The 23,178-nt window shown below is 66.2% G+C and carries 21 protein-coding genes; 12 read left to right on the forward strand and 9 right to left on the reverse strand.

Annotated elements, in window-relative coordinates; genetic code table 11:
• Positions 1 to 63: 63 nt before the first annotated feature.
• The 7 genes from ACDI39_RS14895 to bioB all read right to left on the reverse strand — a co-directional run bounded on the left by ACDI39_RS14895 (position 64) and on the right by bioB (position 7,134).
• Complete coding sequence (locus ACDI39_RS14895; protein WP_486536891.1) at positions 64 to 1,869, reverse strand: phenylacyl-CoA dehydrogenase; 1,806 nt, start codon at positions 1,867 to 1,869, stop codon at positions 64 to 66.
• Between the two features lie 341 nt (positions 1,870 to 2,210).
• Positions 2,211 to 2,507: a pyrroloquinoline quinone biosynthesis protein PqqE gene (locus ACDI39_RS14900; protein ID WP_225786479.1), complete on the reverse strand. Its 297-nt coding sequence runs from the start codon at positions 2,505 to 2,507 to the stop codon at positions 2,211 to 2,213.
• Positions 2,508 to 2,677: 170 nt separating this feature from the next.
• A complete protein-coding gene (gene bioD / locus ACDI39_RS14905) occupies positions 2,678 to 3,358 on the reverse strand; it encodes a dethiobiotin synthase (protein WP_486536892.1) in 681 nt (226 codons plus the stop codon).
• 1 nt (position 3,359) lies between these two features.
• Positions 3,360 to 4,184, reverse strand: coding sequence for a malonyl-ACP O-methyltransferase BioC (bioC, locus tag ACDI39_RS14910; RefSeq protein ID WP_486536893.1), 825 nt, complete (start codon positions 4,182 to 4,184; stop codon positions 3,360 to 3,362).
• Positions 4,177 to 4,908 carry an alpha/beta fold hydrolase gene (locus ACDI39_RS14915; RefSeq protein ID WP_486536894.1) on the reverse strand — a complete coding sequence of 244 codons (732 nt, stop codon included), beginning with the start codon at positions 4,906 to 4,908 and terminating at the stop codon, positions 4,177 to 4,179. Before ACDI39_RS14915 ends, bioC begins: the two co-directional genes overlap by 8 nt.
• On the reverse strand, positions 4,901 to 6,073 hold the full coding sequence (bioF, locus tag ACDI39_RS14920; RefSeq protein WP_486536895.1) for an 8-amino-7-oxononanoate synthase: 1,173 nt from the start codon (positions 6,071 to 6,073) through the stop codon (positions 4,901 to 4,903). The genes ACDI39_RS14915 and bioF overlap by 8 nt, the downstream gene beginning before the upstream one ends.
• 2 nt (positions 6,074 to 6,075) lie before the next feature.
• Positions 6,076 to 7,134 carry a biotin synthase BioB gene (gene bioB / locus ACDI39_RS14925; RefSeq protein WP_225786484.1) on the reverse strand — a complete coding sequence of 353 codons (1,059 nt, stop codon included), beginning with the start codon at positions 7,132 to 7,134 and terminating at the stop codon, positions 6,076 to 6,078.
• A 77-nt stretch (positions 7,135 to 7,211) separates the two neighbouring features.
• Between bioB and ACDI39_RS14930 the strand changes: the two genes are divergently transcribed.
• From ACDI39_RS14930 to rarD, 4 genes are all read left to right on the forward strand, one after another.
• Positions 7,212 to 7,949 carry a ComFC family protein gene (locus ACDI39_RS14930; RefSeq protein WP_225786485.1) on the forward strand — a complete coding sequence of 246 codons (738 nt, stop codon included), beginning with the start codon at positions 7,212 to 7,214 and terminating at the stop codon, positions 7,947 to 7,949.
• Between the two features lie 85 nt (positions 7,950 to 8,034).
• Positions 8,035 to 8,799, forward strand: coding sequence for a TOBE domain-containing protein (locus tag ACDI39_RS14935; protein WP_225786486.1), 765 nt, complete (start codon positions 8,035 to 8,037; stop codon positions 8,797 to 8,799).
• 146 nt (positions 8,800 to 8,945) lie between these two features.
• Positions 8,946 to 9,920 (forward strand): serine/threonine protein kinase, encoded by a 975-nt coding sequence (locus ACDI39_RS14940; RefSeq protein ID WP_225786487.1) that lies wholly within the window; start codon positions 8,946 to 8,948, stop codon positions 9,918 to 9,920.
• Between the two features lie 63 nt (positions 9,921 to 9,983).
• The gene (rarD, locus tag ACDI39_RS14945; RefSeq protein WP_225786488.1) at positions 9,984 to 10,871 is read left to right on the forward strand and encodes an EamA family transporter RarD; all 888 of its coding nucleotides are present in this window, start codon (positions 9,984 to 9,986) and stop codon (positions 10,869 to 10,871) included.
• 265 nt (positions 10,872 to 11,136) lie between these two features.
• On the opposite strand, the gene ACDI39_RS14950 is transcribed toward rarD, so the two are convergent.
• Positions 11,137 to 11,655, reverse strand: coding sequence for a glycine cleavage system transcriptional repressor (locus tag ACDI39_RS14950; RefSeq protein ID WP_225786489.1), 519 nt, complete (start codon positions 11,653 to 11,655; stop codon positions 11,137 to 11,139).
• A gap of 465 nt (positions 11,656 to 12,120) precedes the next feature.
• Between ACDI39_RS14950 and ACDI39_RS14955 the strand changes: the two genes are divergently transcribed.
• A complete protein-coding gene (locus ACDI39_RS14955) occupies positions 12,121 to 14,298 on the forward strand; it encodes a malate synthase G (RefSeq protein ID WP_225786490.1) in 2,178 nt (725 codons plus the stop codon).
• A gap of 48 nt (positions 14,299 to 14,346) precedes the next feature.
• On the opposite strand, the gene ACDI39_RS14960 is transcribed toward ACDI39_RS14955, so the two are convergent.
• Complete coding sequence (locus ACDI39_RS14960) at positions 14,347 to 14,790, reverse strand: response regulator (protein ID WP_410045249.1); 444 nt, start codon at positions 14,788 to 14,790, stop codon at positions 14,347 to 14,349.
• A gap of 223 nt (positions 14,791 to 15,013) precedes the next feature.
• Here ACDI39_RS14960 and ACDI39_RS14965 point away from each other — a divergent pair, with 223 nt between their 5' ends.
• The 7 genes from ACDI39_RS14965 to ACDI39_RS14995 all read left to right on the forward strand — a co-directional run bounded on the left by ACDI39_RS14965 (position 15,014) and on the right by ACDI39_RS14995 (position 23,150).
• Positions 15,014 to 16,951, forward strand: a complete 1,938-nt coding sequence (locus ACDI39_RS14965) for a DUF294 nucleotidyltransferase-like domain-containing protein (protein ID WP_225786492.1) — start codon at positions 15,014 to 15,016, stop codon at positions 16,949 to 16,951.
• Entirely contained in the window at positions 16,948 to 17,658 is a 711-nt protein-coding gene (locus ACDI39_RS14970; RefSeq protein ID WP_225786493.1) for a 3'-5' exonuclease, read from the forward strand. Before ACDI39_RS14965 ends, ACDI39_RS14970 begins: the two co-directional genes overlap by 4 nt.
• A gap of 99 nt (positions 17,659 to 17,757) precedes the next feature.
• Positions 17,758 to 18,276, forward strand: coding sequence for an RNA polymerase sigma factor (locus ACDI39_RS14975; protein ID WP_225786494.1), 519 nt, complete (start codon positions 17,758 to 17,760; stop codon positions 18,274 to 18,276).
• The gene (locus tag ACDI39_RS14980; protein WP_225786495.1) at positions 18,273 to 19,229 is read left to right on the forward strand and encodes a FecR domain-containing protein; all 957 of its coding nucleotides are present in this window, start codon (positions 18,273 to 18,275) and stop codon (positions 19,227 to 19,229) included. The genes ACDI39_RS14975 and ACDI39_RS14980 overlap by 4 nt, the downstream gene beginning before the upstream one ends.
• A 174-nt stretch (positions 19,230 to 19,403) precedes the next feature.
• Positions 19,404 to 21,815, forward strand: a complete 2,412-nt coding sequence (locus tag ACDI39_RS14985) for a TonB-dependent siderophore receptor (protein ID WP_225786496.1) — start codon at positions 19,404 to 19,406, stop codon at positions 21,813 to 21,815.
• Between the two features lie 46 nt (positions 21,816 to 21,861).
• Complete coding sequence (locus ACDI39_RS14990; protein WP_225786497.1) at positions 21,862 to 22,974, forward strand: PepSY-associated TM helix domain-containing protein; 1,113 nt, start codon at positions 21,862 to 21,864, stop codon at positions 22,972 to 22,974.
• A complete protein-coding gene (locus ACDI39_RS14995; protein ID WP_225786498.1) occupies positions 22,971 to 23,150 on the forward strand; it encodes a DUF4175 domain-containing protein in 180 nt (59 codons plus the stop codon). The genes ACDI39_RS14990 and ACDI39_RS14995 overlap by 4 nt, the downstream gene beginning before the upstream one ends.
• The last annotated feature ends 28 nt before the right edge of the window (positions 23,151 to 23,178 follow it).

A 23,178-nucleotide genomic window follows, 5' to 3' on the forward strand; every position in this document is an offset into this window, starting at 1 on the left:
ATTCCAGACGAAAAAAACCGCCTGCCGGTGAAGGCAGGCGGTTTTTCTCTACAGCCGGTTGGCTTAGCAGGACAGACCGAAGTCTTCTTCCTTCATGGCCATCAGGTTGTCGGCACCGGACAGGATCGCCGCCACATGGGCGCGGGTGCGCGGCAGGATGCGCTGGAAGTAGAAGCGTGCAGTCTGCAGCTTGGCGGTGTAGAACGCCTCCTCGCTGGTGCCGGCGGCCAGTTTCTCGGCGGCCAGGCGGGCGATGTCAGCCCAGAAGTAGGCCAGGCAGGCGTAACCGGAGTACATCAGGTAGTCCACCGAGGCGGCACCGACTTCCTCGCGGTCCTTCATCGCCGCCATGCCGATCTTCATGGTCAGCTCGCCCCACTCCTTGTTCAGCGCAGCCAACGGCTCGACGAACACCTTGATGGCCTCGTTGCCTTCCTGGGCCTGGCAGAACTTGTGGACGATCTTGGTGAAGCCCTTGAGCGCCTCGCCCTGGGTCATCAGCACCTTGCGGCCGAGCAGGTCCAGGGCCTGGATGCCGGTGGTGCCTTCGTACAGCATGGAGATACGGCTGTCGCGCACGTTCTGCTCCATGCCCCACTCGGCGATGAAGCCATGGCCGCCGTAGATCTGCACGCCATGGTTGGCGGCCTCGAAGCCGACCTCGGTCATGAAGGCCTTGGCGATCGGGGTCATGAAGGCCAGCAGGGCGTCGGCCTTCTTACGAGCCTCTTCGTCCTGGCTGTACTTGACGATGTCCACCTGCTTGGCGGTGAAATAGACCATGGCGCGGTTGCCTTCGGCGAAGGCCTTCATGGTCAGCAGCATGCGCCGCACGTCCGGGTGCACGATGATCGGGTCGGCGGCCTTGTCCGGCGCCTTCGGGCCGGTCAGGGAACGCATCTGCAGGCGCTCGCGGGCATACTTCAGGCCACCCTGGAAGGCCACCTCGGCATGGGCCAGGCCCTGCAGCGCGGTGCCCAGGCGGGCGGTGTTCATGAAGGTGAACATGCAGTTCAGGCCCTTGTTGGCAGGGCCGATCAAGAAGCCGGTGGCGCCGTCGAAGTTCATCACGCAGGTGGCGTTGCCGTGGATGCCCATCTTGTGCTCGATGGAGCCGCAGGACACGGCGTTGCGCTCACCCACGCCACCTTCGGCGTTGGGCAGGAACTTGGGCACGATGAACAGCGAGATGCCCTTGGTGCCGGCCGGGGCATCGGGCAGGCGGGCCAGGACGATATGGACGATGTTGTCGGCCATGTCGTGCTCGCCGGCGGAGATGAAGATCTTGGTGCCGGAAACCTTGTAGGAACCATCGGCCTGGGGCTCGGCCTTGGTGCGCAGCATGCCCAGGTCGGTGCCGCAGTGTGGCTCGGTCAGGCACATGGTGCCGGTCCACTCGCCAGTCACCAGCTTGCTCAGGTAGGTGTGCTGCTGCTCGGCGGTGCCGTGGGCCGACAGGGTGTTCATGGCGCCGTGGGACAGGCCCGGGTACATGCCCCAGGACCAGTTCGCCTCGCCGACCATCTCGCTGATGGCCAGGCCCAGGGACTCCGGCAGGCCCTGGCCGCCGTGCTCGACGTCATGGGCCAGGCTCGGCCAGCCGCCTTCGACGAACTGCTTGTAGGCTTCCTTGAAGCCAGTAGGGGTCTTCACGCCCGACTCGCTCCAGGTGCAGCCTTCCTGGTCGCCGACACGGTTCAGCGGAGCCAGTACCTGCTCACAGAACTTCGCGCCTTCCTCGAGGATCGCGTCGACCATGTCGGGCGTGGCGTCCTGGCAGCCCGGCAGGCTCTGATAGTGCGCTTCAAAGCCGAGCAGCTCGTCGCGAACGAAGCGAATATCACGCAAGGGGGCTTTGTAATCAGGCATAGCGATGAACCTCTGTGATGAGTCCGGTGGGGAGACCGCTGGTACCGACCAGCTCTTGCCGGCTTTCGGTCAAACAGTTGTTTGAAACTTACGTTTAGCTCCGGGCAATGTCAAGGATGGACTATGGTGCCATTCATGCCGCGAAACATGGCATACACGCCAAGCGGCTGCACGAGCGCCTTGTGTTTCCCGCTGCGGGGAGAGCGACTTGGCAACGGCGTTGTCTGGGCGGGCGCATTCGCGGCGGTTCGGCGCCCCGACAGGGGCACGCATCCTGTGTCATGCCAAGGCTTTGGGGAGCCGGCTTGCCGGCGATGGGCGGCAGCCCAGGGAAAGGCAAGTCAGGCGTAGGTGTCGATGAACCGACCGAGCATTTCGTCCGAAGCCTTGGCGACTTTCACGCCCAGTTCGACTTCATGCTTGCCCAGCGCCAGTTGCACGGTGCTGGTGGCAAGGTCCATCTGCTGGCTGCGGTCGACCGCACGCAGGCGTTCGGCCTGGTAGTCGCTGGTCTGACTGGTGGCGGCACGCTCTACGGTGCCGTTGGCGATCTGGCTGGCGGCCGGGTCGATGCGCTGCTGGCCGGCCTGGATGGCGCCAAGGCCTGCGTAATAGGCAGAGCTACCGGTGATTTCCATGTCAGGACTCCGAGGACGCGGGATGATGAAACAGGCCTCATTAAAGCAGTTGAGGAGTAAAAAGGCCCGTTTAAATGACTAATAGCCTAGTGCCATCCAATAGGCCGGCAATATTCCTGGCCCTCCAGTGGGGTTGACACACGCTGGGGCCGCTGCGCGGCCCAATAGGGCTAATCCAGCAAATCCAGCTGCAGATGCGCCGCCACCGCGTCGGCACTGGCCACCTTCAGCCTCGGCACCCGCCCCAGGCAAGGTGCTGGCAGCCGCTCGGCCAAGCTGGCGAGGTTCTCCTCCAGCCGCGAGGTACGCGGATCGACGATGTTGGCCACCCAGCCGGCCAACTGCAGCCCATCGCGCGCAATGGCCTCGGCGCTGAGCAGGGCATGGTTGATGCACCCCAGGCGCACCCCCACCACCAGGATCACCGGCAGCTTCAAGGCGATCGCCAGGTCCGACAGGTTGGCCTGGCCCGACAACGGCACCCGCCAGCCCCCCGCGCCTTCCACCAAGGTGAAGTCGGCGCCCTGGGCCAACACCTGCTGCATGGCGGCCAGCAGCGTCGACACGTCCAGGCTCACCCCGGCCTCCCGCGCCGCCACGTGCGGGGCGATCGCCGGCTCGAAGGCGAATGGATTGACCTGCTCGTAGGGCAGCTTCACCGAACTTTCCGCGATCAGCGCCAGGGCATCGGCATTGCGCAAGCCTTTGGCGCCCAAGGTGCAGCCGGAGGCCACCGGCTTGGCGCCCAGGGTGCTCAGGCCCTGCGACCGCGCCGCGTGGAGCAATCCAGCGGCGATGGTGGTCTTGCCTACATCGGTGTCGGTGCCCGCGATGAAATAGGCCTGGCTCATCTCACGCCTCGTCTGCCATGGGTTTGCGCAACACGCCATAGACCACCTGGTAGGTGGCTGGCAGGCCTTCGGGCTGGCGGAAGCGCTCATAGGCCTGCAGCAGGCCCTGCATCCGCGCCCGCCCGGTCAGCCCGGACGGCCGGCCGGGGTTGAGGTTGTGCGCCCCCAGGGCCTTGAGTTCGTGGGTCAGGCTGCGCACGTCCGGGTAGTGCAGTACCTGAGGGCGCCGCTCCAGGCCAAGCACCCGCAACCCGCTCTCGCCACACAGCCGCTGGTAGTCCTCGAAACGCCGGAAGCGATTGACGTGGACCAGGCCATCCACGGCCTGCCAACTGGCGCGCAGCTCGTCGAGGGTACCGACGCACAAGCTGCTGAAGGCCAGCACGCCACCCGGGCGCAGCACCCGCCGCGCCTCGCCCAGCACACTGCCGAACTGGCCGCACCATTGCACCGCCAGGCTGGAGAACACCAAGTCGACGCTTTCATCGCGCAACGGCAGGCGCTCGGCGTCGCCTGCCACGTGATAGCCGGCGCCGCCCTGCTCACGGGCATGGCGCAACATGCCTTCGGCAATGTCCACCGCCACGCCGGTCGCCGTGTCGAAGCGCTCGGCCAGGGCACGGCTGAAGTGGCCCGTGCCACTGCCCAGGTCGAGCCAGTGCGACGGTGCCAGGTCGTCCGGCAACCGGTCGAGCAGGGCCAGGCCCACAGCCCGCTGCAGGGCCGCCACGCTGTCATAGCTGGCCGCCGCGCGGGAGAACGAGGCCGCCACCTGGCGCTTGTCCGGCAGCGTGCCGGGCAGGTTCGGACGGGAAAGGTCAGTCATCGCCACTCTCATGCAGGAAACTCTTGATGCCCGCCGCCAGCTCCTGTGGGTATTCCAGCAGGAAGGCGTGGGAACTGTCTTCGACCAGGCCGACTTCCACGTCCGGCAGCAGTTCGCTCAGGGCCTTGGCCACCTCCGCCGGGACCAGCGCATCGCTGCCGGCGAACAGGTGCAACTGGGGCCCGCCGTAGTGCTCCAGGGCAGTGCGTGTATCGAGGCTGGCCAAGACCTCCAGGCCAGTGGCCAGGTACAGCGGGTCGGTGTCCGGCACACCGACACCCAACTGGCGCAGCAGGGTGCGCGGCATCTGTGCGCCTTCGCTGCACAAGGTCCGAAAGCGCTTGAGGGTCACCTGGGGATGGCTGCGGCAACCGTCGAGAAAGGTACCGAAGGTGTCCACCGCCATGCCGTGGGGCCAGTCCGGCCGACAGACGAAGCTGGGGTTGCTGGCCAAGGTCAGCAGGCCGCAACAGTGGTCGCCGCGCTTGTGCGCAAGCAAGCTGGCGAGCATGCCGCCGAGCGACCAGCCGCCCAGCCAGGTGTCGTTGGGCAGCTTGCGGTCGAGGTACTCGACCCAGGCCTGGACATTGGCCTCGGCCAGCTCCGGCAGCGGCATCAGCTCGACCTGCAGGCGCGAGTCCTGGGCCCGCAGGCTTGCGGCCAGCGGTTCCAGCGAGGCAGTGCCCAGCCCCCAGCCGGGCAGGAGGATCAGTCGGTTACGCATCGGCGGACTCCAACGATGGATAGCATTCTGCCAATGCATTCAACAATAGCTGGACCTGAGCCTCACTGTGCGCCGCGCTCAGGGTCACGCGCAGACGGGCGGCACCGGCCGGCACGGTCGGCGGACGGATCGCGGTGACCAACAGCCCTCGCTCGCGCAACATCTGCGACAGGCGCAGGGCCCGTGCACTGTCGCCAACCAGGATGGGCTGGATCGGCGTCTGGCTGTCCATCAATTCGAGGCCGATCTGCTCGGCGCCCCGGCGGAACTGGCTGACCAGGGCAGCCAGGTGCTCGCGCCGCCAGGTGTCGCGGCGCAACAGCTCCAGGCTCTTGAGCGTGGCACAGGCCAGCGCCGGTGGCTGGCTGGTGGTGTAGATATACGGTCTGGCGAACTGCACCAGGGCCTCGATCAGCGCCTCGCTGCCGGCCACGAAGGCACCCGCGGTGCCGCAGGCCTTGCCGAGGGTGCCGATCAATACCGGCACGTCGTCCAGTCCCAGGCCGAAATGCTCGACGACTCCGCCACCGTTGGCGCCAAGGGTGCCCAGGCCATGGGCGTCATCGACCATCAGCCAGGCGCCACGAGCCCGGGCGACCGCGGCCAGGGCCGGCAGGTCGGCCAGGTCGCCATCCATGCTGAAGACCCCGTCGGTGACCACCAGGGTATCGCCGCTGGCCTTGTCCAGACGGCTGGCCAGGCTGGCCGGGTCATTGTGCAGGTAACGGCTGAAGCGCGCACCACTGAGCAGCCCACCGTCGAGCAGCGAGGCATGGTTGCGGCGGTCCTGCAGCACGCTGTCGCCCTGCCCCACCAGCGCGGTGATGGCGCCGAGGTTGGCCATGTAGCCTGTGGAAAACAGCAGCGCCCGTGGACGCCCGGTCAATTCGGCGAGCGCCTCTTCCAGCGCATGGTGCGGCGCGCTGTGGCCGATCACCAGGTGCGAGGCACCGCCACCGACGCCCCAGCGCTCGGCTCCGGCGCGCCAGGCGGCGATAACCTGCGGGTGGTTGGCCAGGCCCAGGTAGTCGTTACTGCAGAAGGCCAGCAGCCGCTGCCCATCGACCACCACCTCCGGCCCCTGGGGGCTTTGCAGTAGCGGCCGCTGCCGGTACAGGTCCGCGGCGCGCCGTTCGGCCAGGCGCGCCGCCAGGTCGAAGGCCATGTTCAGGCCGACGCGGCGTTGTAGAAGAGTTCACTGCTACGCTGCTCGACCAGCGCCTGCTCGATGGCCGCCTGGTGCACTTCGTCGGCGTGCTCTTCGCGCGCCTGCGGCTGGATACCGAGGCGGGCGAACAGTTGCATGTCCTTGTCGGCCTGGGGGTTGGCGGTGGTCAGCAGCTTCTCGCCGTAGAAGATCGAATTGGCGCCGGCCATGAAGGCCAGGGCCTGCATCTGCTCGTTCATCTGCTCGCGGCCGGCGGACAGGCGCACATGGGACTTGGGCATGAGGATCCGCGCCACCGCCAGCATGCGGATGAAGTCGAACGGGTCCACGTCTTCCTCGTCGGCCAACGGCGTGCCGGCGACCTTGACCAGCATGTTGATCGGCACCGACTCGGGGTGCTCGGGCAGGTTGGCCAGCTGGATCAGCAGGCCGGCACGGTCATCGAGCGACTCGCCCATGCCGAGGATGCCACCGGAGCAGATTTTCATGCCAGCATCGCGCACATAGGCCAGGGTCTGCAGGCGCTCGCCGTAGGTGCGGGTGGTGATGATGTTGCCGTAGAACTCCGGCGAGGTGTCGAGGTTGTGGTTGTAGTAGTCCAGCCCGGCCTCGGCCAGGGCCTGGGTCTGCTCGCGGTCGAGGCGGCCGAGGGTCATGCAGGTCTCCAGGCCCATGGCCTTGACCCCTTTGACCATCTCCAGCACGTAGGGCATGTCCTTGGCCGAGGGGTGCTTCCAGGCCGCGCCCATGCAGAAGCGGGTCGAACCGATGGCCTTGGCCCGGGCGGCCTCCTCCAGCACTTTCTGCACTTCCATCAGCTTCTGTTTTTCCAGCCCGGTGTTGTAGTGGCCAGACTGCGGACAATATTTGCAATCTTCCGGGCAGGCGCCGGTCTTGATCGACAGCAGGGTGGAAACCTGCACGCGGTTGGGGTCGAAGTGCGCGCGGTGCACGGTCTGCGCCTGGAACAGCAGGTCGTTGAACGGTTGCTGGAACAGCGCCTTGACCTCGGCCAGGGTCCAGTCGTGACGTGTTGTTGCAGTTGTGCTGGCGCTCATCGGCGTTTCCTTGTTTAGGCTCTGACTGGCGCCGGGACAGGCGCATCACGGATAGCCCGCATAGTCACGGAAGGCCCATGGACTGTCAACCACCACTCAAAACACTGGTTTACAAGTGTACAAATATCAACCAATACTGCTTGCTCTGCGACGAGCCCGCCGCACAGGCCTACCCCCTGTGCATGGCTTGCGAGCTGGAACTCCCCTGGCTGGACGAGCACTGCACCCGGTGCGCCCTGCCCTTGCCGATGGACGGCCTGACCTGCGGCCAATGCAGCCGCAGGCCCCCGGCGTTCGAACAGGCCGTGGCGGCCTGGCATTATGGCTTCCCGGTCGACACCCTGATCGCGCGCTTCAAGCACCACAGCCAATGGCCGCTGGGCCGGCTGATGGCCCAATTGTTGGGCCATGCCTTGCAGCACCGCTTCGCCCAGGGCCTGCCAAGGCCTGACCAGCTGTTGCCCGTCCCCCTGGGCATGCGTCGACTGCGCCAACGCGGCTTCAACCAGGCCGGCATGCTGGCCCGCTGGCTGTCCACGCAACTGGCCATCCCCAGCGATGACCAGCTGCTGCGAAGGGTGCGCGAGACACCTGCACAGCAGACCCTGGACGCCAAGGCACGCCAGCGCAACTTGCGCCAGGCCTTCACACTCGCCCCAGATGCCGCTGTGGAGGGCCAGCACCTGGCCCTGGTCGACGATGTGCTGACCACCGGCGCCACCGTCCAGGCCTTGGCGAGCCTGCTGCGCAAGGCCGGTGCGCGGCGGGTGGATGTGTACTGCCTGGCGCGCACGCCCAAGCCGGGGCAGGCATGAGCGGGTTGCCCGGCAGCACGGAACTTGACTTGCCCAGGAGCGGGAGGCACCGTCGCTGCATCGCCATCCGTTCCCGGCACTGCCCATGTCCCTACCCGCCCTGCTCACCCAGCACATCGCCCGCCGCCCACAACGCATCGCCCTGTTGCAGCACGTTGCCGAGCAAGGCTCGATCACCCGCGCCGCCAAGGCTGCCGGCATCAGCTACAAGGCCGCCTGGGATGCCATCGACGAACTCAACAACCTGGCCAGCCGCCCCCTGGTGGAGCGCAGCACCGGGGGCCGCGGCGGCGGTGGGGCGCGGCTGTCGGTCGAAGGTGAGCGGGTACTGCGCCTGTACCAGCGCCTGCAGGCCCTGCAAGCGGAAATCCTCGAGGCCGCCGAGGAGAGCAGCGACCTCGACCTGCTCGGCCGCCTGATGCTGCGCACCAGCGCGCGCAACCAGTTGCAGGGGAAGATCAGCGGCCTGCGTCGCGAGGGGCGGCATGACCGCGTCAGCCTCGACCTGGGCGCTGGCCTGGAAATCGAGGCGTTGATCACCCGGGGCAGCACCGAACGCCTGGAGCTTGGGCTGGGGACCACGGTGGTGGCCTTGCTCAAGGCCGGTTGGGTGCAGTTGCTCGGTGATGCCGACGAGGTCGAGGCTGGCAGCAATTGCCTGAAGGCCACGGTCGAGGAAGTGCTGGCGGATCAAGGCGGGCCCAGCGAGGTGCGCCTGGCGCTGGGCAATGGGCAGACCTTGTGTGCCTTCGCCGAAGTGGATTGGCTGGCACAAAGGAAGGTTGGCCAGGGTTGTGGAGTGAGGGTGCAGTTCCATCCGTCCCATGTGCTGCTTGGGGTGCCCGTGTAGCCTGGCCGTGCGCTGCGCGCCCGGTTCGCGGGCAAGCCCGCTCCCACAGGGACCGCACCACTCTCGAGATCACTGGGCTTGTCCCGCGAATGGCCTGCCTGGAATGCGCTACCATGCGCCCATGCCGTCCGCGCCCTGGAGCCTTCATGTCCCACCCCTTCGATACCCTCACCCCCGACCTGGTCCTGGATGCCGTGGAAAGCCTGGGCTTTCTCAGCGATGCCCGGGTCCTGGCGCTCAACAGCTACGAAAACCGCGTCTACCAGGTGGGCATCGAAGGGGAGCAACCGCTGGTCGCCAAGTTCTACCGCCCAGGCCGCTGGGATGATGCCGCGATCCTCGAGGAACACCGCTTCAGCAGCGAGCTGGCCGAGTGCGAAGTCCCCGTGGTCGCACCGCTGCAACACCAGGGCCGCAGCCTGTTCGAACATCGAGGCTTTCGTTTCGCCCTGTTCCCACGCCGGGGCGGCTACGCGCCAGAGCCCGGTAACCTCGACCAGCTCTACCGGCTCGGCCAGTTGCTCGGCCGTCTGCATGCCGTGGGCGCCGCACGCCCGTTCGAGCACCGCGAAAGCCTGACGGTGGACAACTTCGGCCATGCCTCGCTCGAGACCTTGCTGGCCGGCGACTTCATCCCAAAAGACCTACTGCCGGCCTTCGAGTCCGTGGCCCGCGACCTGCTGCAACGGGTCGAGGCCCTCTATGCGCGAACCCCGCACCAGGTCATCCGCCTGCATGGCGACTGCCACCCCGGCAACCTGATGTACCGCGACGAAACCTTCCACATCGTCGACCTGGACGACTGCCGCATGGGCCCGGCCGTGCAGGACCTGTGGATGATGCTCGCCGGCAGCCGCGAGGAGCGCCTGGGCCAGTTGGCCGAGCTGATCGACGGCTACAACGAGTTCCACGACTTCGACCCGCGCGAGCTGGCCCTGATCGAGCCGCTGCGTGCCCTGCGTCAGTTGCACTACAGCGCCTGGCTGGCCCGGCGCTGGGACGATCCGGCGTTTCCGCCGAGCTTCCCCTGGTTCGGCCAGCCACGCTATTGGGGCGACCAGATCCTCGCCCTGCGCGAGCAGATCGCCGCCCTGGATGAAGAACCCCTGAAATTGTTCTAGAACCCCAAGCCGGTCTGTCTACAATAGGCATGCTGTATTTAGCTACCTAAGCAAGGAATCTGCATGCACGCTGCAAACCCGCGTCGCGGGTACATCCTGGGCCTTGGCGCCTATATCATCTGGGGTTTGTTCCCCTTGTACTTCAAAGCCATCCAGAACGTCCCGGCGGTGGAAATCATCGTCCATCGGGTGCTCTGGTCGGCGCTGTTTGGCTCGCTCCTGCTGCTGGTGTGGAAGCACCCCGGCTGGTGGCGCGAACTGCGTGACAACCCACGTCGCCTGGCGGTCCTGGCCCTGAGCGGCGCCTTGATCGCCGGCAACTGGCTGACCTACGTGTGGGCCGTGAACAATGGCCGCATGCTCGAAGCCAGCCTGGGCTACTACATCAATCCGCTGGTCAACGTGCTGCTGGGCATGCTCTTGCTCGGCGAACGCCTGCGCCGCCTGCAATGGCTGGCGGTGGGGCTGGCGGCGGTAGGCGTGGCCCAGCAGGTCTGGCAGGTCGGCAGCCTGCCCTGGGTATCGCTGGTGCTGGCGCTGTCGTTTGGCTTCTATGGCCTGATCCGCAAGCAGGCGCCGGTGGCGGCCCTGCCCGGCCTGGTGGTGGAAACCTGGATGCTGGTGCCCCTGGCCGCCGGCTGGCTGCTCCTGCACCCGGCCGCGAGCAGCGCCCAGGGCGACTTCTACACCAGCAGCGAAGCCCTCTGGCTGATGGCTGCAGGCCCGGTCACCCTGGTGCCGCTGGTGTGCTTCAACGCCGCCGCCCGTCACCTGCCCTATACCACCCTGGGCTTCCTGCAATACCTGGCACCGACCCTGGTGCTGCTGCAGGCGGTGTTGCTGTTCGGCGAGCACCTGTCGTCCAGCACCTTGCTGGCCTTCATGTTCATCTGGGCGGGCCTGGCGATCTACAGCGTCGATGCCTGGTTGAGCCTGCGCAAGCGGGCTTGATCAAGAAACGATCAAAACTCTGCAGGCCACGGAATACTTGGCCTGCAGCAAGGTCTCCAAAGGTTATCCACACCCTCGTCCCCGTGCTTTGTGCACAAGCGGATGATTTCTGGACGTTTTTTGCTCAAAACCGGGGAGACCGCGCCGCTTCTGGGCTGCAGGCGAACGCCCCCAGGTTATCCACAGCGCCGTCCCCGCGAAACCGGGATAACCCATTCCCTGGCTTTCCGGCGATGGGACGCGAAGCGGCCCTGATGACAATGCACTATTCCTCCGGCCGCAGCTTCAGTTCGACCATCAGGTCATCCGCCAGGCTCTCCAGCCGCTGCTGCAGTTCATCCAGCGACAGCGTCAGGGGCAGCGCCAGCAGCGCATCGGCATGGAACAACGGCTCGCTGCTCATCGGCGCAGGCCGTACCTCGGTGGTGAAACGCTCAAGGTTGACCCCCTGCTCAGCCAGCAAGCGGGTAATATCGCGCACGATGCCCGGCCGGTCGTTGCCCACCAGCTCCATGGCGATCGGCTTCCAGGTGCAGGACGGCTCGATGCCACTTTCGGCGATCAGCACGCGGATATCATGGCTGGCCAGCCCATGCAGGGCTTCCACCAGGTCGTCATAGGATTCGGCCGGCACCGCCACCCGCAGGATCCCGGCGAACTGCCCGGCCATCCGCGACATGCGACTCTCCAGCCAGTTGCCATTATGCTCGGCGATACATTGAGCGATGCGTTCGACCTGCCCGGCCTTGTCGGGGGCGATCACTGTCAGTACGAGATGGTCCACGGGCCGCTCCTCTACGCTGTTTTCAATCGCCGGCGCCGCCGCGCGCGGCGAAATACGGGGGATCGAATCAGTATAGGCAAGGCGCGGCAACCTGCCGCAGGGCGGTTCGCACAGCTAATCGTGTACTGTTTCAAGATTTATCTGGAACAATCTACCTGTTTTTTGCGAACATAATGCCTCCCAGCGTGACCCGATGCGGCCTCTTGGTCGCACAGCGACGCTTTTAGTCTGATTTTCACCTGCCTGCTGCTTCATGTAGTATGCGCCGGCGCGGACTACAAAACGTCGTTTGGATGTCTGCCAAGGCGCCTGTGAAAATACGCAACCGCCCGCCGGCCCGTCTGGCAGGCCGCACCCAGCCGCGCTCGGGGTTATACGACGAGGGCAAGTACTGGTGCCGTGTTTAGAGAAGCGCTACAGGCTTAATACAGAAGAGCGAAATAGCTGAGCAGAGTGAGGCAAGCAATGACTGAACACGTTCAAGTCGGTGGCCTTCAGGTCGCCAAGGTCCTGTACGACTTCGTCAACGACGAAGCCATTCCAGGGACCGGCATCGTCGCCGAGCAGTTCTGGGCCGGTGCGGAAAAGATCATCAACGACCTCGCTGCAAAGAACAAAGCCCTGCTCGCCAAGCGCGACGAACTGCAAGCCAAGATCGACGCCTGGCACCAAGCGCGCAAAGGCCAGGCCCACGATGCCGCGGCCTACAAGAGCTTCCTCCAGGAAATCGGCTACCTGCTGCCCCCGGTCGACGACTTCCAGGCCACCACCCAGAACGTGGACGAAGAGATCGCCCGCATGGCCGGCCCACAGCTGGTGGTGCCGGTGATGAACGCCCGCTTCGCCCTCAACGCCGCCAACGCCCGCTGGGGTTCGCTGTATGACGCGCTGTACGGCACCGATGCCATCAGCGAAGAAGGCGGCGCCGAGAAAGGCCCGGGCTACAACAAGGTCCGTGGCGACAAGGTCATCGCCTTCGGCCGCGCCTTCCTCGACGAAGCCGCGCCCCTGGCCGCCGGCTCCCACGTCGACTCCACCGGCTACCGCATCGAAGGCGGCAAGCTGGTCGTCGCCCTCAAGGGCGGCAGCAACAGCGGCCTGCGCGACGACGCCCAACTGATCGGCTACCACGGCGACGCCGCGGCTCCGACCGCCATCCTGCTCAAGCACAACGGCCTGCACTTCGAGATCCAGGTCGATGCCAGCACGCCGGTCGGCAGCACCGATGCCGCGGGCGTCAAGGACATCCTGATGGAATCGGCGCTGACCACCATCATGGACTGCGAAGACTCGGTCGCCGCCGTCGATGCCGACGACAAGGTCCTGGTCTATCGCAACTGGCTGGGCCTGATGAAGGGCGACCTGGCCGAGAACGTGACCAAGGGTGGCAAGACCTTCACCCGTACCATGAACCCAGACCGCGAATACACCGCGCCAAACGGCGGCAGCGTCACCCTGCACGGCCGCTCGCTGCTGTTCGTGCGTAACGTTGGCCACCTGATGACCAACCCGGCGATCCTCGACGCCCAGGGCAACGAGATCCCCGAAGGCATCCAGGACGGCCTGTTCACCAGCCTGATCGCCCTGCACAACCTCAAGGGCAACACCAGCCGCAAGAACAGCCGCACCGGCAGTGTCTACATCGTCAAACCGAAGATGCACGGCCCCGAGGAAGTGGCCTTCGCCGCCGAGATCTTCAGCCGTGTCGAAGACCTGCTGGGCATGCCACGCAACACCCTGAAGGTCGGCATCATGGACGAGGAGCGCCGCACCACGGTCAACCTCAAGGCCTGTATCAAGGCCGCCGCCGAGCGCGTGGTGTTCATCAACACCGGCTTCCTCGACCGCACCGGCGACGAGATCCACACCTCCATGGAAGCCGGCGCCGTGGTGCGCAAGGGCGCCATGAAGAACGAGAAGTGGATCGGCGCCTACGAGAACAACAACGTCGACATCGGCCTGGCCACCGGCCTGCAAGGTCGCGCGCAGATCGGCAAGGGCATGTGGGCCATGCCCGACCTGATGGCCGCCATGCTCGAGCAGAAGATCGCTCACCCGCTGGCCGGAGCCAACACCGCCTGGGTACCATCGCCAACCGCCGCCACCCTGCATGCCCTGCACTACCACAAGGTCGACGTGCAGGCGCGCCAGGCGGAACTGGCCAAGCGTACCCCGGCATCGGTGGACGATATCCTGACCATCCCGCTGGCCGCCGACACCAACTGGTCGGCCGAGGAGATCCGCAACGAGCTGGACAACAATGCCCAGGGCATCCTCGGCTACGTGGTGCGCTGGATCGACCAGGGCGTGGGTTGCTCCAAGGTGCCGGACATCAACGACGTCGGCCTGATGGAAGACCGCGCCACCCTGCGGATTTCCGCCCAGTTGCTGGCCAACTGGCTGCGCCATGGCATCGTCAGCCAGGAGCAGGTCATGGAAAGCCTCAAGCGCATGGCCGCGGTGGTGGACAAGCAGAACGCCGGTGACGCCCAGTACCGCCCGATGGCGCCGAACTTCGACGACAACGTCGCGTTCCAGGCGGCAGTCGAGCTGGTGGTCGAGGGTGCCAAGCAGCCGAATGGCTATACCGAGCCGGTGCTGCACCGTCGTCGCCGCGAGTTCAAGGCGCGTAATGGGCTGTAAGCAACATCTTCGTACCGGGGGCCGCGTTGCGGCCCCACTTGGATGAATCTACTCGATCCCCAGCTCCTTCCTCACCAGTTCCAGCACCCTCCCCAAGTCCACCGGCTTGAGCAAAAAATCCACCACTCCCAGGTGCATCACGTCCACCGCCTCCTTCACATCGGTGTCGCCCGACACCACGATGATCGACAGCGCCGCCCGCTCCGATTCACGAATTCGCCGGATCAGTTCCAGGCCATCCGTGGGCGCCATGCGCAAATCGGTGATCACCAGGCCGATACGGGGGTTGCGCTTGAGTTGCCGGAGCGCCGCCGCGACACCCTCGGCGTCGACGCACTCGATCCCCTTGCTCTTCAGGTAAAGGCACAACGCCTCGCGACTGAGCGCGTTGTCGTCCACCACCAGCACCTGCTGGGCCGGTGCAGGAGGGGCAGTCACCACGGCCAACGCTTCGCGCTCGGCGTCACTCAGGATGTCTTCATGCTCGACCATGTCCATCTCGTCAAAAAAATCCCACTTACCCAGTTCAGACCGCAAAACAACGCTATGCAAGCTGCCTTTTGTCGGCTATTTGACACCCGACACATTCCGGCAGGTCGCACCGCGTCCTATAGACTTACGTCCAATGGGCACCACAGGGCTGCCGGCCGACCATGGGGCCTTAGAACAACAAGGTCTGCGTCTCCATACGCCGACACACCTATGCGGTAGTTCCATGAGCAAAAAGGACGCCTACAGCCAGGCCGGCAGAACGGCGGTGCTGCAGAACATTCAAGGTACCCTGCAGTTCCTCCAGCGTTTTCCGCCCTTCAACCAGATGGAGCACAGCCACCTGGCCTACCTGGTGGAGCAATGCCAACTGCGCTTCTACGCCAGCGGCGAAAGCATCATCAAGCCCGCCGACGGCCCGGTGGAGCACTTCTACATCGTCAAGCAGGGCCGTGTGATCGGCGAACGCCAGCACGTCACCAAGCCTGGTGTGGAGACCACCTTCGAGATCGCCAGTGGCGAATGCTTCCCCCTGGCCGCCCTGCTCGGCGAGCGGGCCACCCGCACCGAACACCTGGCCGGCGAGGACACCTTCTGCCTGCAACTGGACAAGGCCGCCTTCATCCGCGTGTTCTCCCTCTCGGAGGCCTTTCGCGACTTCGCCCTGCGCGGCGTCAGCAGCCTGCTCGACCAGGTCAACCAGCAGGTTCGCCAGCGCGCCGTGGAAACCCTGGGCAACCAGTATTCGCTGAACACGCCTTTGGGCGAACTGGCCATGCGCCACCCGGTGGTCTGCGCCCCGGACATGCCCCTGCGCGAGGCCGTGCACCTGATGCATGAACAGCAGGTCGGCAGCATCGTCATCGTCGATCCGCAGCGTTTCCCGATCGGCATCTTCACCCTGCGCGACCTGCGCCAGGTGGTGGCCGATGCCAGCGCCGAGCTGTCCGCGCCGATCGATCGCTACATGACGGCCAAGCCGTTCTACCTGAGCCCCCAGGCCAGCGCCTTCGATGCCGCCATGGCCATGACCGAGCGGCACATCGCCCACGTCTGCCTGGTGGAAAACCTGCGCCTGTGCGGCGTGATTTCCGAGCGCGACCTGTTCTCCCTGCAGCGGGTCGATCTGGTTCACCTGGCCCGCACCATCCGCCACGCACCACGCCTGGACACCCTGGTGTCGCTGCGCGGCGAGATCGGCCAACTGGTCGAGCGCATGCTGGCCCACGGCGCCTCCTCGACCCAGATCACCCAGATCATCACCCTGCTCAACGACCACACCGTGTGCCGGGTGATCGAGCTGGCCCTGGCCGAGCGCGGCGACCCTGGCGTGCCGTTCAGCTGGTTGTGCTTCGGCAGCGAAGGGCGGCGCGAGCAGACCCTGCACACCGACCAGGACAACGGCATTCTCTTCGACGCCCGCGACAGCGCCGAGGCCGACGCGATCCGCGCACGCCTGCTGCCGTTGGCCCAATACATCAACCAGTGCCTGGCCCAGTGCGGGTTCAGCCTGTGCAAGGGCAACGTCATGGCCGGCAACCCCGAGCTGTGCCTGTCTCGCAGCGAATGGGCGCGGCGCTTCGCCGGCTTCATCCGCGAGGCCAGCCCCGAGAACCTGCTCGGCTCGAGCATCTACTTCGACCTGCGGGTGGTCTGGGGCGACGAACAGGGCTGCGCGCAGTTGCGCCAGGGGATCCTCGAGCAGGTCCAGGGCAACCGCCTCTTCCAGCGCATGATGGCCGACAACGCCCTGCGCCAGCGCCCGCCCGTGGGGCGCCTGCGCGAATTCGTGCTGACCCGCCAGGGCAACGACAAGACCGCCACCCTCGACCTCAAGGTCCAGGGCCTGACGCCCTTCGTCGATGGCGCGCGGCTGCTGGCCCTGGCCAACGGCATCGAGGCTTGCAACACCCTGGAACGCCTGCGCCAGCTGGTGGCCCGGGGTATCATCGACCCGCTCGACGGCGCCGCCTACGAAGAGGCCTACCACTTCATCCAGCAGACCCGCATGCAACAGCACCAGCGCCAGACCCGCGACAACCTGCCCTACTCCAACCGGCTCGACCCGGACAGCCTCAACCATCTGGACCGGCGCATCCTGCGCGAGTCCCTGCGCCAGGCCCAGCGCCTGCAGAGCAGCCTGGCCCTGCGGTACCAGCTATGAACCTGTTCGCCTGGCTGCGCCCGCCCTCGCCCGCCCTGGACGACCACCTGCGCCAACGCCTGGCACGCCTGCCCAAGGCCCCGGCCCTGAGCGTGAAATCGCTGCGCGAACAACGCTGGGTGGTGCTCGACCTGGAAACCAGCGGCCTGAACGTCAACCGCGACCAGGTGCTGTCGATCGGCGCCGTGGCCATCGAGGACGGCGCCATCGATTTCCGCCAGCAGTTCGAACGCACCCTGCACCGCCCGGACCAGAAGACCAACCCCAGCGTGCTGATCCATGGCCTTGGGCCCAGCGCCTTGGCCGCTGGCTGCGATCCGGCCGAGGCCCTGCTCGACTTGCTGGCGTTCATCGGCGACAGCCCCGTGCTCGCCTTCCATGCCCCCTTCGACCAGCGCATGCTGGCCCGGGCCCTGAAAGACAGCCTCGGCTATCGTCTGCAGCATCCCTTCTTCGACGTGGCCGAACTGGCGCCGATGCTCAACCCTGATACAGTGCTGCGCGAGGCCAGCCTCGACGACTGGATCGCACGCTTCGGCCTGCAGGTGGAAGAACGCCACCACGCCAGCGCCGATGCCCAGGTCACCGCCGAACTGGCGCTCATCCTGTTCAGCCAGGCTCGCCGCCAGCAGCTCGACAGCCCGCTGCAACTGAACTTGCGCCTGCAGCAGTGGCGTCGGCGCAACGCCCAGCATCAGGGTGGGTGATGGCAATCCGATAAGCGTCAATTGCACCGCGCCCCTAAGCTCTGCGACAATCGCGAATAATTATCGTTAGTTAACGCATTCGTTCCGGGGGGACGCTTCTTGTCGTCTGCGCAGAGCCCACACGCCGAGCTGGTCGGTACGCTGTACCGCGATCATCGCGGCTGGCTGCTGGCCTGGCTGCAACGCAGCACCGCCTGCCGCCAGCGCGCCGAAGACCTGAGCCAGGACACCTTCGTGCGCCTGCTCGGCCGCGAGCAACTGGCCGCGCCCCGCGAACCCCGCGCCTTCCTCGTGGCAGTGGCCAAGGGGCTGCTGTTCGACCACTTCCGCCGCGCGGCCCTGGAACAGGCCTACCTGGCGGAGCTGGCACGCCTGCCGGAGGCCGAGCAACCGTCCCCGGAAGCCCAGCACCTGATCCTCGAAGACCTCAAGGCCATCGACCGCCTGCTCGGCAAGCTGTCGAGCAAGGCACGCGCGGCCTTCCTGCACAACCGCCTGGACGGCATGGGCCATGCCGAGATCGCCGAACGCCTGGGGGTTTCGGTGTCGAGGGTGCGCCAGTACATCGCCCAGGCCATGCGCCAGTGCTACGTCGCGCTCTACGGGGAGCCGACGTGAATACCACGCCGGTCTCGGCCAAGGTCCTGGATGCCGCCATTGCCTGGAAGCTGTGCCTTGACGAAGGCAACGGCAGCCCCGACGAGCGCAGCGAATTCATGCGCTGGCATGCCGCCAGCGAGGAGCATGCCCGCGCCTGGCGCCAGTTGGGCATGCTCGACCAGCGTGTCAGTGCCGCCGCCGGCCCTGCGCGCCATGCCCTGCTGCAGTCGCGCGCCGGCCTGCGGCGGCGGGTCGCCAAGCTCGGCGGTGGGCTGGCCGGCATGCTGCTGGTGGGCGTGCTGCTGGCCTGGGCCGGCGCACCGTCGCTGTCGCCGGGCTACTGGCTGGCCGACCAGCGCACCGGCACCGGCGAACTGCGCACCCTGCGCCTGGAGGACGGCACCCTGCTGAGCCTGAACACCCATACCGCGGTGGACATCGACTATGCCGGCGAACAGCGGCTGATCGTCCTGCACCAGGGGGAGATTTCCGTCGAAACCGGCCACCAGGACAGCCGCCCGTTGCTGGTGCGCACCGACGACGGCCGCCTGCGGCCGCTGGGTACACGCTTCTTGGTCAAGCGCGAGGAGCAGGGTACCCGCCTGGAGGTGCTGCAAGCCTCGGTGGCCGCACGCCCGTCGAACAGCGGCGACGAGCAGGTCCTGCGCGAGGGCCAGCAGGTACTGATGACCAGCGATGGCCTCGGCCAGGTCAACCCAGTGGCCATCGGCGCCGATGCCTGGACCCACGGCATGCTGGTGGTGGACAACGTACGCCTGGCCGACCTGGTGGCCGAGCTTGGCCGTTACCGCAAGGGGCACCTGGGCGTCGCCGCCGAAGTCGCCGACCTGCGGGTGACCGGCAGCTTCCCACTGACCGACACCGACCTGGCCCTGGCCTCGCTGCTGCCGGCACTGCCGGTGAAGATCGAGCGGCATACACCCTGGTGGGTGACAGTGGTCAAAAAATAAACACCCGCGGTATTGGGGCTGCGTTGCAGCCCCCTGGCAGCTGAAACGGCATTGTCCCTGCCCTCTTACAGCGCCCAACTCGCCACTCGCGACTTTTTTTCCACCACCCCTGTCACTTTCCCAATCTCGTTCGGCAAGGAAGCAGTTAGCACTTATCCGTCGAGGAGCCGCTGCATGTCCCGTGCCGTTGATTCATTCCTGCGCCCCAGCCTGATGGCCCTGACCATCGCCCTGGCCAGCCCATTGGCCAGCCCTGCCCTGCACGCCGCCGAACAGTCCGGCATGCACGCCTACGACCTGCCCAGCGCGCCGCTGGCCAGCACCCTGAACCAGATCGCCAGCCAGGCCGGCATCGCCCTGGCCATCGACCCGGCCCTGGTCAGCGGCCGCCAGTCAGCGCCGGTCAACGGCCAGTACGATGCCCTCGGCGCCCTGCAGGCCGCCCTGCGCGGCACCGGCCTGCAACTGCAACAGAGCAGCGTCGGCAGCTACAGCTTGGTGGCCACGCCCGAAGGCAGCCTGGCGTTGCCGGAAACCGCCATCAACGCCACCGGCGACTATGAAAGCGCCTGGGGCGCATCCAGCGGCTACGCGGCCACCCGCACTGCCGCCGGCACCAAGACCGACACACCTATCGTCGAGACGCCCCGCTCGCTGTCGGTGATCACCCGCCAGCAGTTGGACGACCGCCAGGTCCTCAACCTCAACGACGCCTTGCGCTACACCGCCGGCGTGCAGAGCAGCGGCTACGGCTCCGACTCCCGTGCCGACTGGCTGCGAGTGCGCGGCTTCGACCCGACTCAGTTTCTCGACGGCCTGCCGCTGCCCAAAGGCTCCTTCGCCAACCCCAAGGTCGAGCCGTGGAACCTCGAACGCATCACCGTGCTGCGTGGCCCGGCATCATCCGTCTACGGCCAGACGCCACCCGGCGGTATGCTCGACATGGTCAGCCGCCGCCCGCAGGCCGAACGTGCCCACCAGATCGAGGCCCAGGTCGGCAGCAACGAGCACAAGCAGATCAACTTCGACAGCACCGGCAAGATCGACGACGAAGGCCGCTTTCTCTACCGCGTCAGTGGCGTGGTGCGCGACAGCAACTCGCCCATCGACCACATCCCGGACAAGCGCTACAACATCGCCCCCAGCCTGACCTGGAACATCGATGAAGACACCAAGCTGACCTTCATCTCTCAGTACACCCGCGACGATACTGGCATCACCGGGCAGTTCCTGCCGCTGCAGGGCACCAAGCTGGGCTCGCCGGTGGGCAAGATCTCCCACCACAAGAACCTGGGCGAGCCGGACTGGGACTTCTACGACCGCACCTACTACGCCCTGGGCTATGGCTTCGAGCACCGTTTCAACGACACCTGGCAGTTCCGCCAGAACCTGCGCTACACCAAGAGCGACTTGGAATTCCAGGCAGTCAACGTTGCTACGGTCAACAACATCGACGCCGATGGCAACGTCAACCGCGAGTCCGGCATCGTCAATGAAGACATCAGCCAGTTCGCCGTGGACAACAACCTGCAGGCCAACTTCCAGACGGGCGCCGTCGATCACACCCTGCTGATGGGCCTGGACCACCAGCGCTCGAATACCAACTACCAATGGCTGTATGGCCTGGGCGTGCCACCGATCAATGTCGTGCGCCCGATCTACGGCGCCGACATGTCCAATGTCACCTACTTCGCCATGCAGGACTTCGGTCAGAAAACCTACCAGACCGGCGTCTATATCCAGGACCAGATGGCCCTGGACAACTGGCGCCTGACCCTCGGCGGGCGCGAGGACTGGGTGCACACCGGCACCGTGTTCCACAACAAGGCCGACGCCACCAACACCCAACGTGACAAGGCCTTCAGCGGTAACGTCGGCCTGAGCTACGTGTTCGACAACGGCGTGACCCCCTATGTCTCCTACACCGAGTCGTTCCAACCGGCCAGCGGCGCCAACGTCGACTCAGCCCAATCCTTCGAGCCCACCGAAGGCCGCCAGTACGAAGTGGGGGTGAAGTTCCAGCCGGTGGGCAGCGACACCCTGCTCACCGCCGCCGTCTATGACCTGCGCCAAAAGAACGTGCGGGTCACTGAAGGCAGCATCACCCGCCAGGTCGGCGAGCTGCAGGTGCGCGGCCTGGAACTGGAGGCCACCAGCCAACTGACCGAGAACTTCAAGACCGTCGCGTCCTACACCTACACCGACACCGAGATCCGCAAAGGCCTAGCCACCGAGAAAGGCAACCGCATGGCCCTGATCCCGCGCAACCAGGCCACCCTGTGGGCCGACTACACCTGGCACAGCGGCCTGCTGGACGGCTTCGGCATCGGCGGCGGCGTGCGCTACGTCGGCGATACCTACGGCAACACGGCCAACACTGAGCTTGCCCATGTCAGCTCCTACACGGTGTACGACGCCTCGGTCCACTACGACCTGGGCCGCCTGGACAACAGCATGAAAGGCCTGAGCGTAGCTGTGGAAGCGAAGAACCTGTTCAACAAGGACTATCTGTCCAACTGTGATGGCTACTGGTGCTACTACGGCGACGAGCGCAACGTGGTGGCCAGCGTCAACTACAAGTTCTGAAGGCGGGGGCGCGTTGCGCCCCTTTTCGCGACACCCCGGAGCCGTGATGAAAAGCCGAACCATCCGCCGCTGGTCCGTGATCCATACCTGGAGCAGCCTGGTCTGCACCTTGTTCCTGCTGTTACTGGCGCTGACCGGCCTGCCACTGATCTTCCACCATGAGCTGGAACACCTGCTGGGCGATGCCCCCGAACTGCGTGAAATGCCCGCAGACACCCCGCACCTGGACCTGCAACAGCTGGTCCTGAAGGCCGAGGCCCATCGCCCCGGCGAGGTGATGCAGTACTTCGGCTACGACGAGGACGACCGCAACGGCGTGGTGGCGATCATGGCGGCCACCGCCGGCACCGAGCCCAACGCCTCGCACACCTTCATGCTCGATGCCCGCACCGGCGAGGCGGTGGCCATGCCGGCCGCCAACGGTGGCTTCATGATGACCATGCTGCGCCTGCACGTGGACATGTTCGCCGGCCTGCCGGGCAAGCTGCTGCTGGCCTTCATGGGTGTGCTGTTCGTCGTGGCGATCGTCTCCGGCACCGTGCTCTACGCACCGTTCATGCGCCGTCTGGCGTTCGCCACGGTACGCCACGACAAGTCGCGGCGCTTGCGCTGGCTCGACCTGCACAACCTGATCGGCATCGTCACCCTGACCTGGGCCCTGGTGGTCGGCGTCACCGGGGTGATCAGCGCCTGTGCCGACCTGGTCATCGCCGCCTGGCGCAACGAAAGCCTGGCAGCGATGGTCGCCCCCTATCGCGATGCGCCGCCGCTCACCGCGCGCGCCCCGGCCGACCGCCTGCTGGACATCGCCGCCGAGGCCGCCCCGGGCATGCACCCGGACTTCATCGCCTTCCCCGGCACACGCTTTTCCAGCGAGCACCACTACGCCGTGTTCATGAAAGGCGCCACGCACCTGACCTCGCACCTGCTGACCCCGGTGCTGATCGATGCACAAACCCTGCAGGTCACCGCCGTGGGCGACCGCCCCTGGTACATGGACGCCATGGGCCTGTCGCAGCCACTGCACTTCGGCGACTACGGCGGGCGGCCGATGCAGATCCTCTGGGCAGTGCTCGATGTGCTGACCATCGTCGTGCTCGGCAGCGGTCTGTACCTGTGGTGGGGCAAGCAGCGCAAGGCTCGGGAGGTGCAGGCATGAGCCACAGGTCGCAGTCGAGCCGACGGATCTTCGCCTGGCCGGCGCTGATCGCCGTGCTCGGCGCCGTGGGGCTGTTCGCCGCGCTGCTGGGGGATGGTGGGTGGGACGTGCTGTCCTGGCTGGGGCTGGGGATACCGGCGGTGCTGGGGGTGCGCGGGTTGTGGCGACGGGGATGAGCCTTGGGGAGGCTCGCTGTCTTGGCGC

The sequence above is a fragment of the Pseudomonas sp. Tun-23181 genome (assembly GCF_057415455.1).

Excerpts from the sequence above, each read along its gene's own strand:
- ACDI39_RS14895 (WP_486536891.1), bottom strand. The coding sequence starts at position 1,869 with ATGCCTGATTACAAAGCCCCCTTGCGTGATATTCGCTTCGTTCGCGAC.
- ACDI39_RS14900 (WP_225786479.1), bottom strand. The coding sequence starts at position 2,507 with ATGGAAATCACCGGTAGCTCTGCCTATTACGCAGGCCTTGGCGCCATC.
- bioD (WP_486536892.1), bottom strand. The coding sequence starts at position 3,358 with ATGAGCCAGGCCTATTTCATCGCGGGCACCGACACCGATGTAGGCAAG.
- bioC (WP_486536893.1), bottom strand. The coding sequence starts at position 4,184 with ATGACTGACCTTTCCCGTCCGAACCTGCCCGGCACGCTGCCGGACAAG.
- ACDI39_RS14915 (WP_486536894.1), bottom strand. The coding sequence starts at position 4,908 with ATGCGTAACCGACTGATCCTCCTGCCCGGCTGGGGGCTGGGCACTGCC.
- bioF (WP_486536895.1), bottom strand. The coding sequence starts at position 6,073 with ATGGCCTTCGACCTGGCGGCGCGCCTGGCCGAACGGCGCGCCGCGGAC.
- bioB (WP_225786484.1), bottom strand. The coding sequence starts at position 7,134 with ATGAGCGCCAGCACAACTGCAACAACACGTCACGACTGGACCCTGGCC.
- ACDI39_RS14930 (WP_225786485.1), top strand. The coding sequence starts at position 7,212 with ATGGACTGTCAACCACCACTCAAAACACTGGTTTACAAGTGTACAAAT.
- ACDI39_RS14935 (WP_225786486.1), top strand. The coding sequence starts at position 8,035 with ATGTCCCTACCCGCCCTGCTCACCCAGCACATCGCCCGCCGCCCACAA.
- ACDI39_RS14940 (WP_225786487.1), top strand. The coding sequence starts at position 8,946 with ATGTCCCACCCCTTCGATACCCTCACCCCCGACCTGGTCCTGGATGCC.
- rarD (WP_225786488.1), top strand. The coding sequence starts at position 9,984 with ATGCACGCTGCAAACCCGCGTCGCGGGTACATCCTGGGCCTTGGCGCC.
- ACDI39_RS14955 (WP_225786490.1), top strand. The coding sequence starts at position 12,121 with ATGACTGAACACGTTCAAGTCGGTGGCCTTCAGGTCGCCAAGGTCCTG.
- ACDI39_RS14960 (WP_410045249.1), bottom strand. The coding sequence starts at position 14,790 with ATGGTCGAGCATGAAGACATCCTGAGTGACGCCGAGCGCGAAGCGTTG.
- ACDI39_RS14965 (WP_225786492.1), top strand. The coding sequence starts at position 15,014 with ATGAGCAAAAAGGACGCCTACAGCCAGGCCGGCAGAACGGCGGTGCTG.
- ACDI39_RS14970 (WP_225786493.1), top strand. The coding sequence starts at position 16,948 with ATGAACCTGTTCGCCTGGCTGCGCCCGCCCTCGCCCGCCCTGGACGAC.
- ACDI39_RS14985 (WP_225786496.1), top strand. The coding sequence starts at position 19,404 with ATGTCCCGTGCCGTTGATTCATTCCTGCGCCCCAGCCTGATGGCCCTG.
- ACDI39_RS14990 (WP_225786497.1), top strand. The coding sequence starts at position 21,862 with ATGAAAAGCCGAACCATCCGCCGCTGGTCCGTGATCCATACCTGGAGC.
- ACDI39_RS14995 (WP_225786498.1), top strand. The coding sequence starts at position 22,971 with ATGAGCCACAGGTCGCAGTCGAGCCGACGGATCTTCGCCTGGCCGGCG.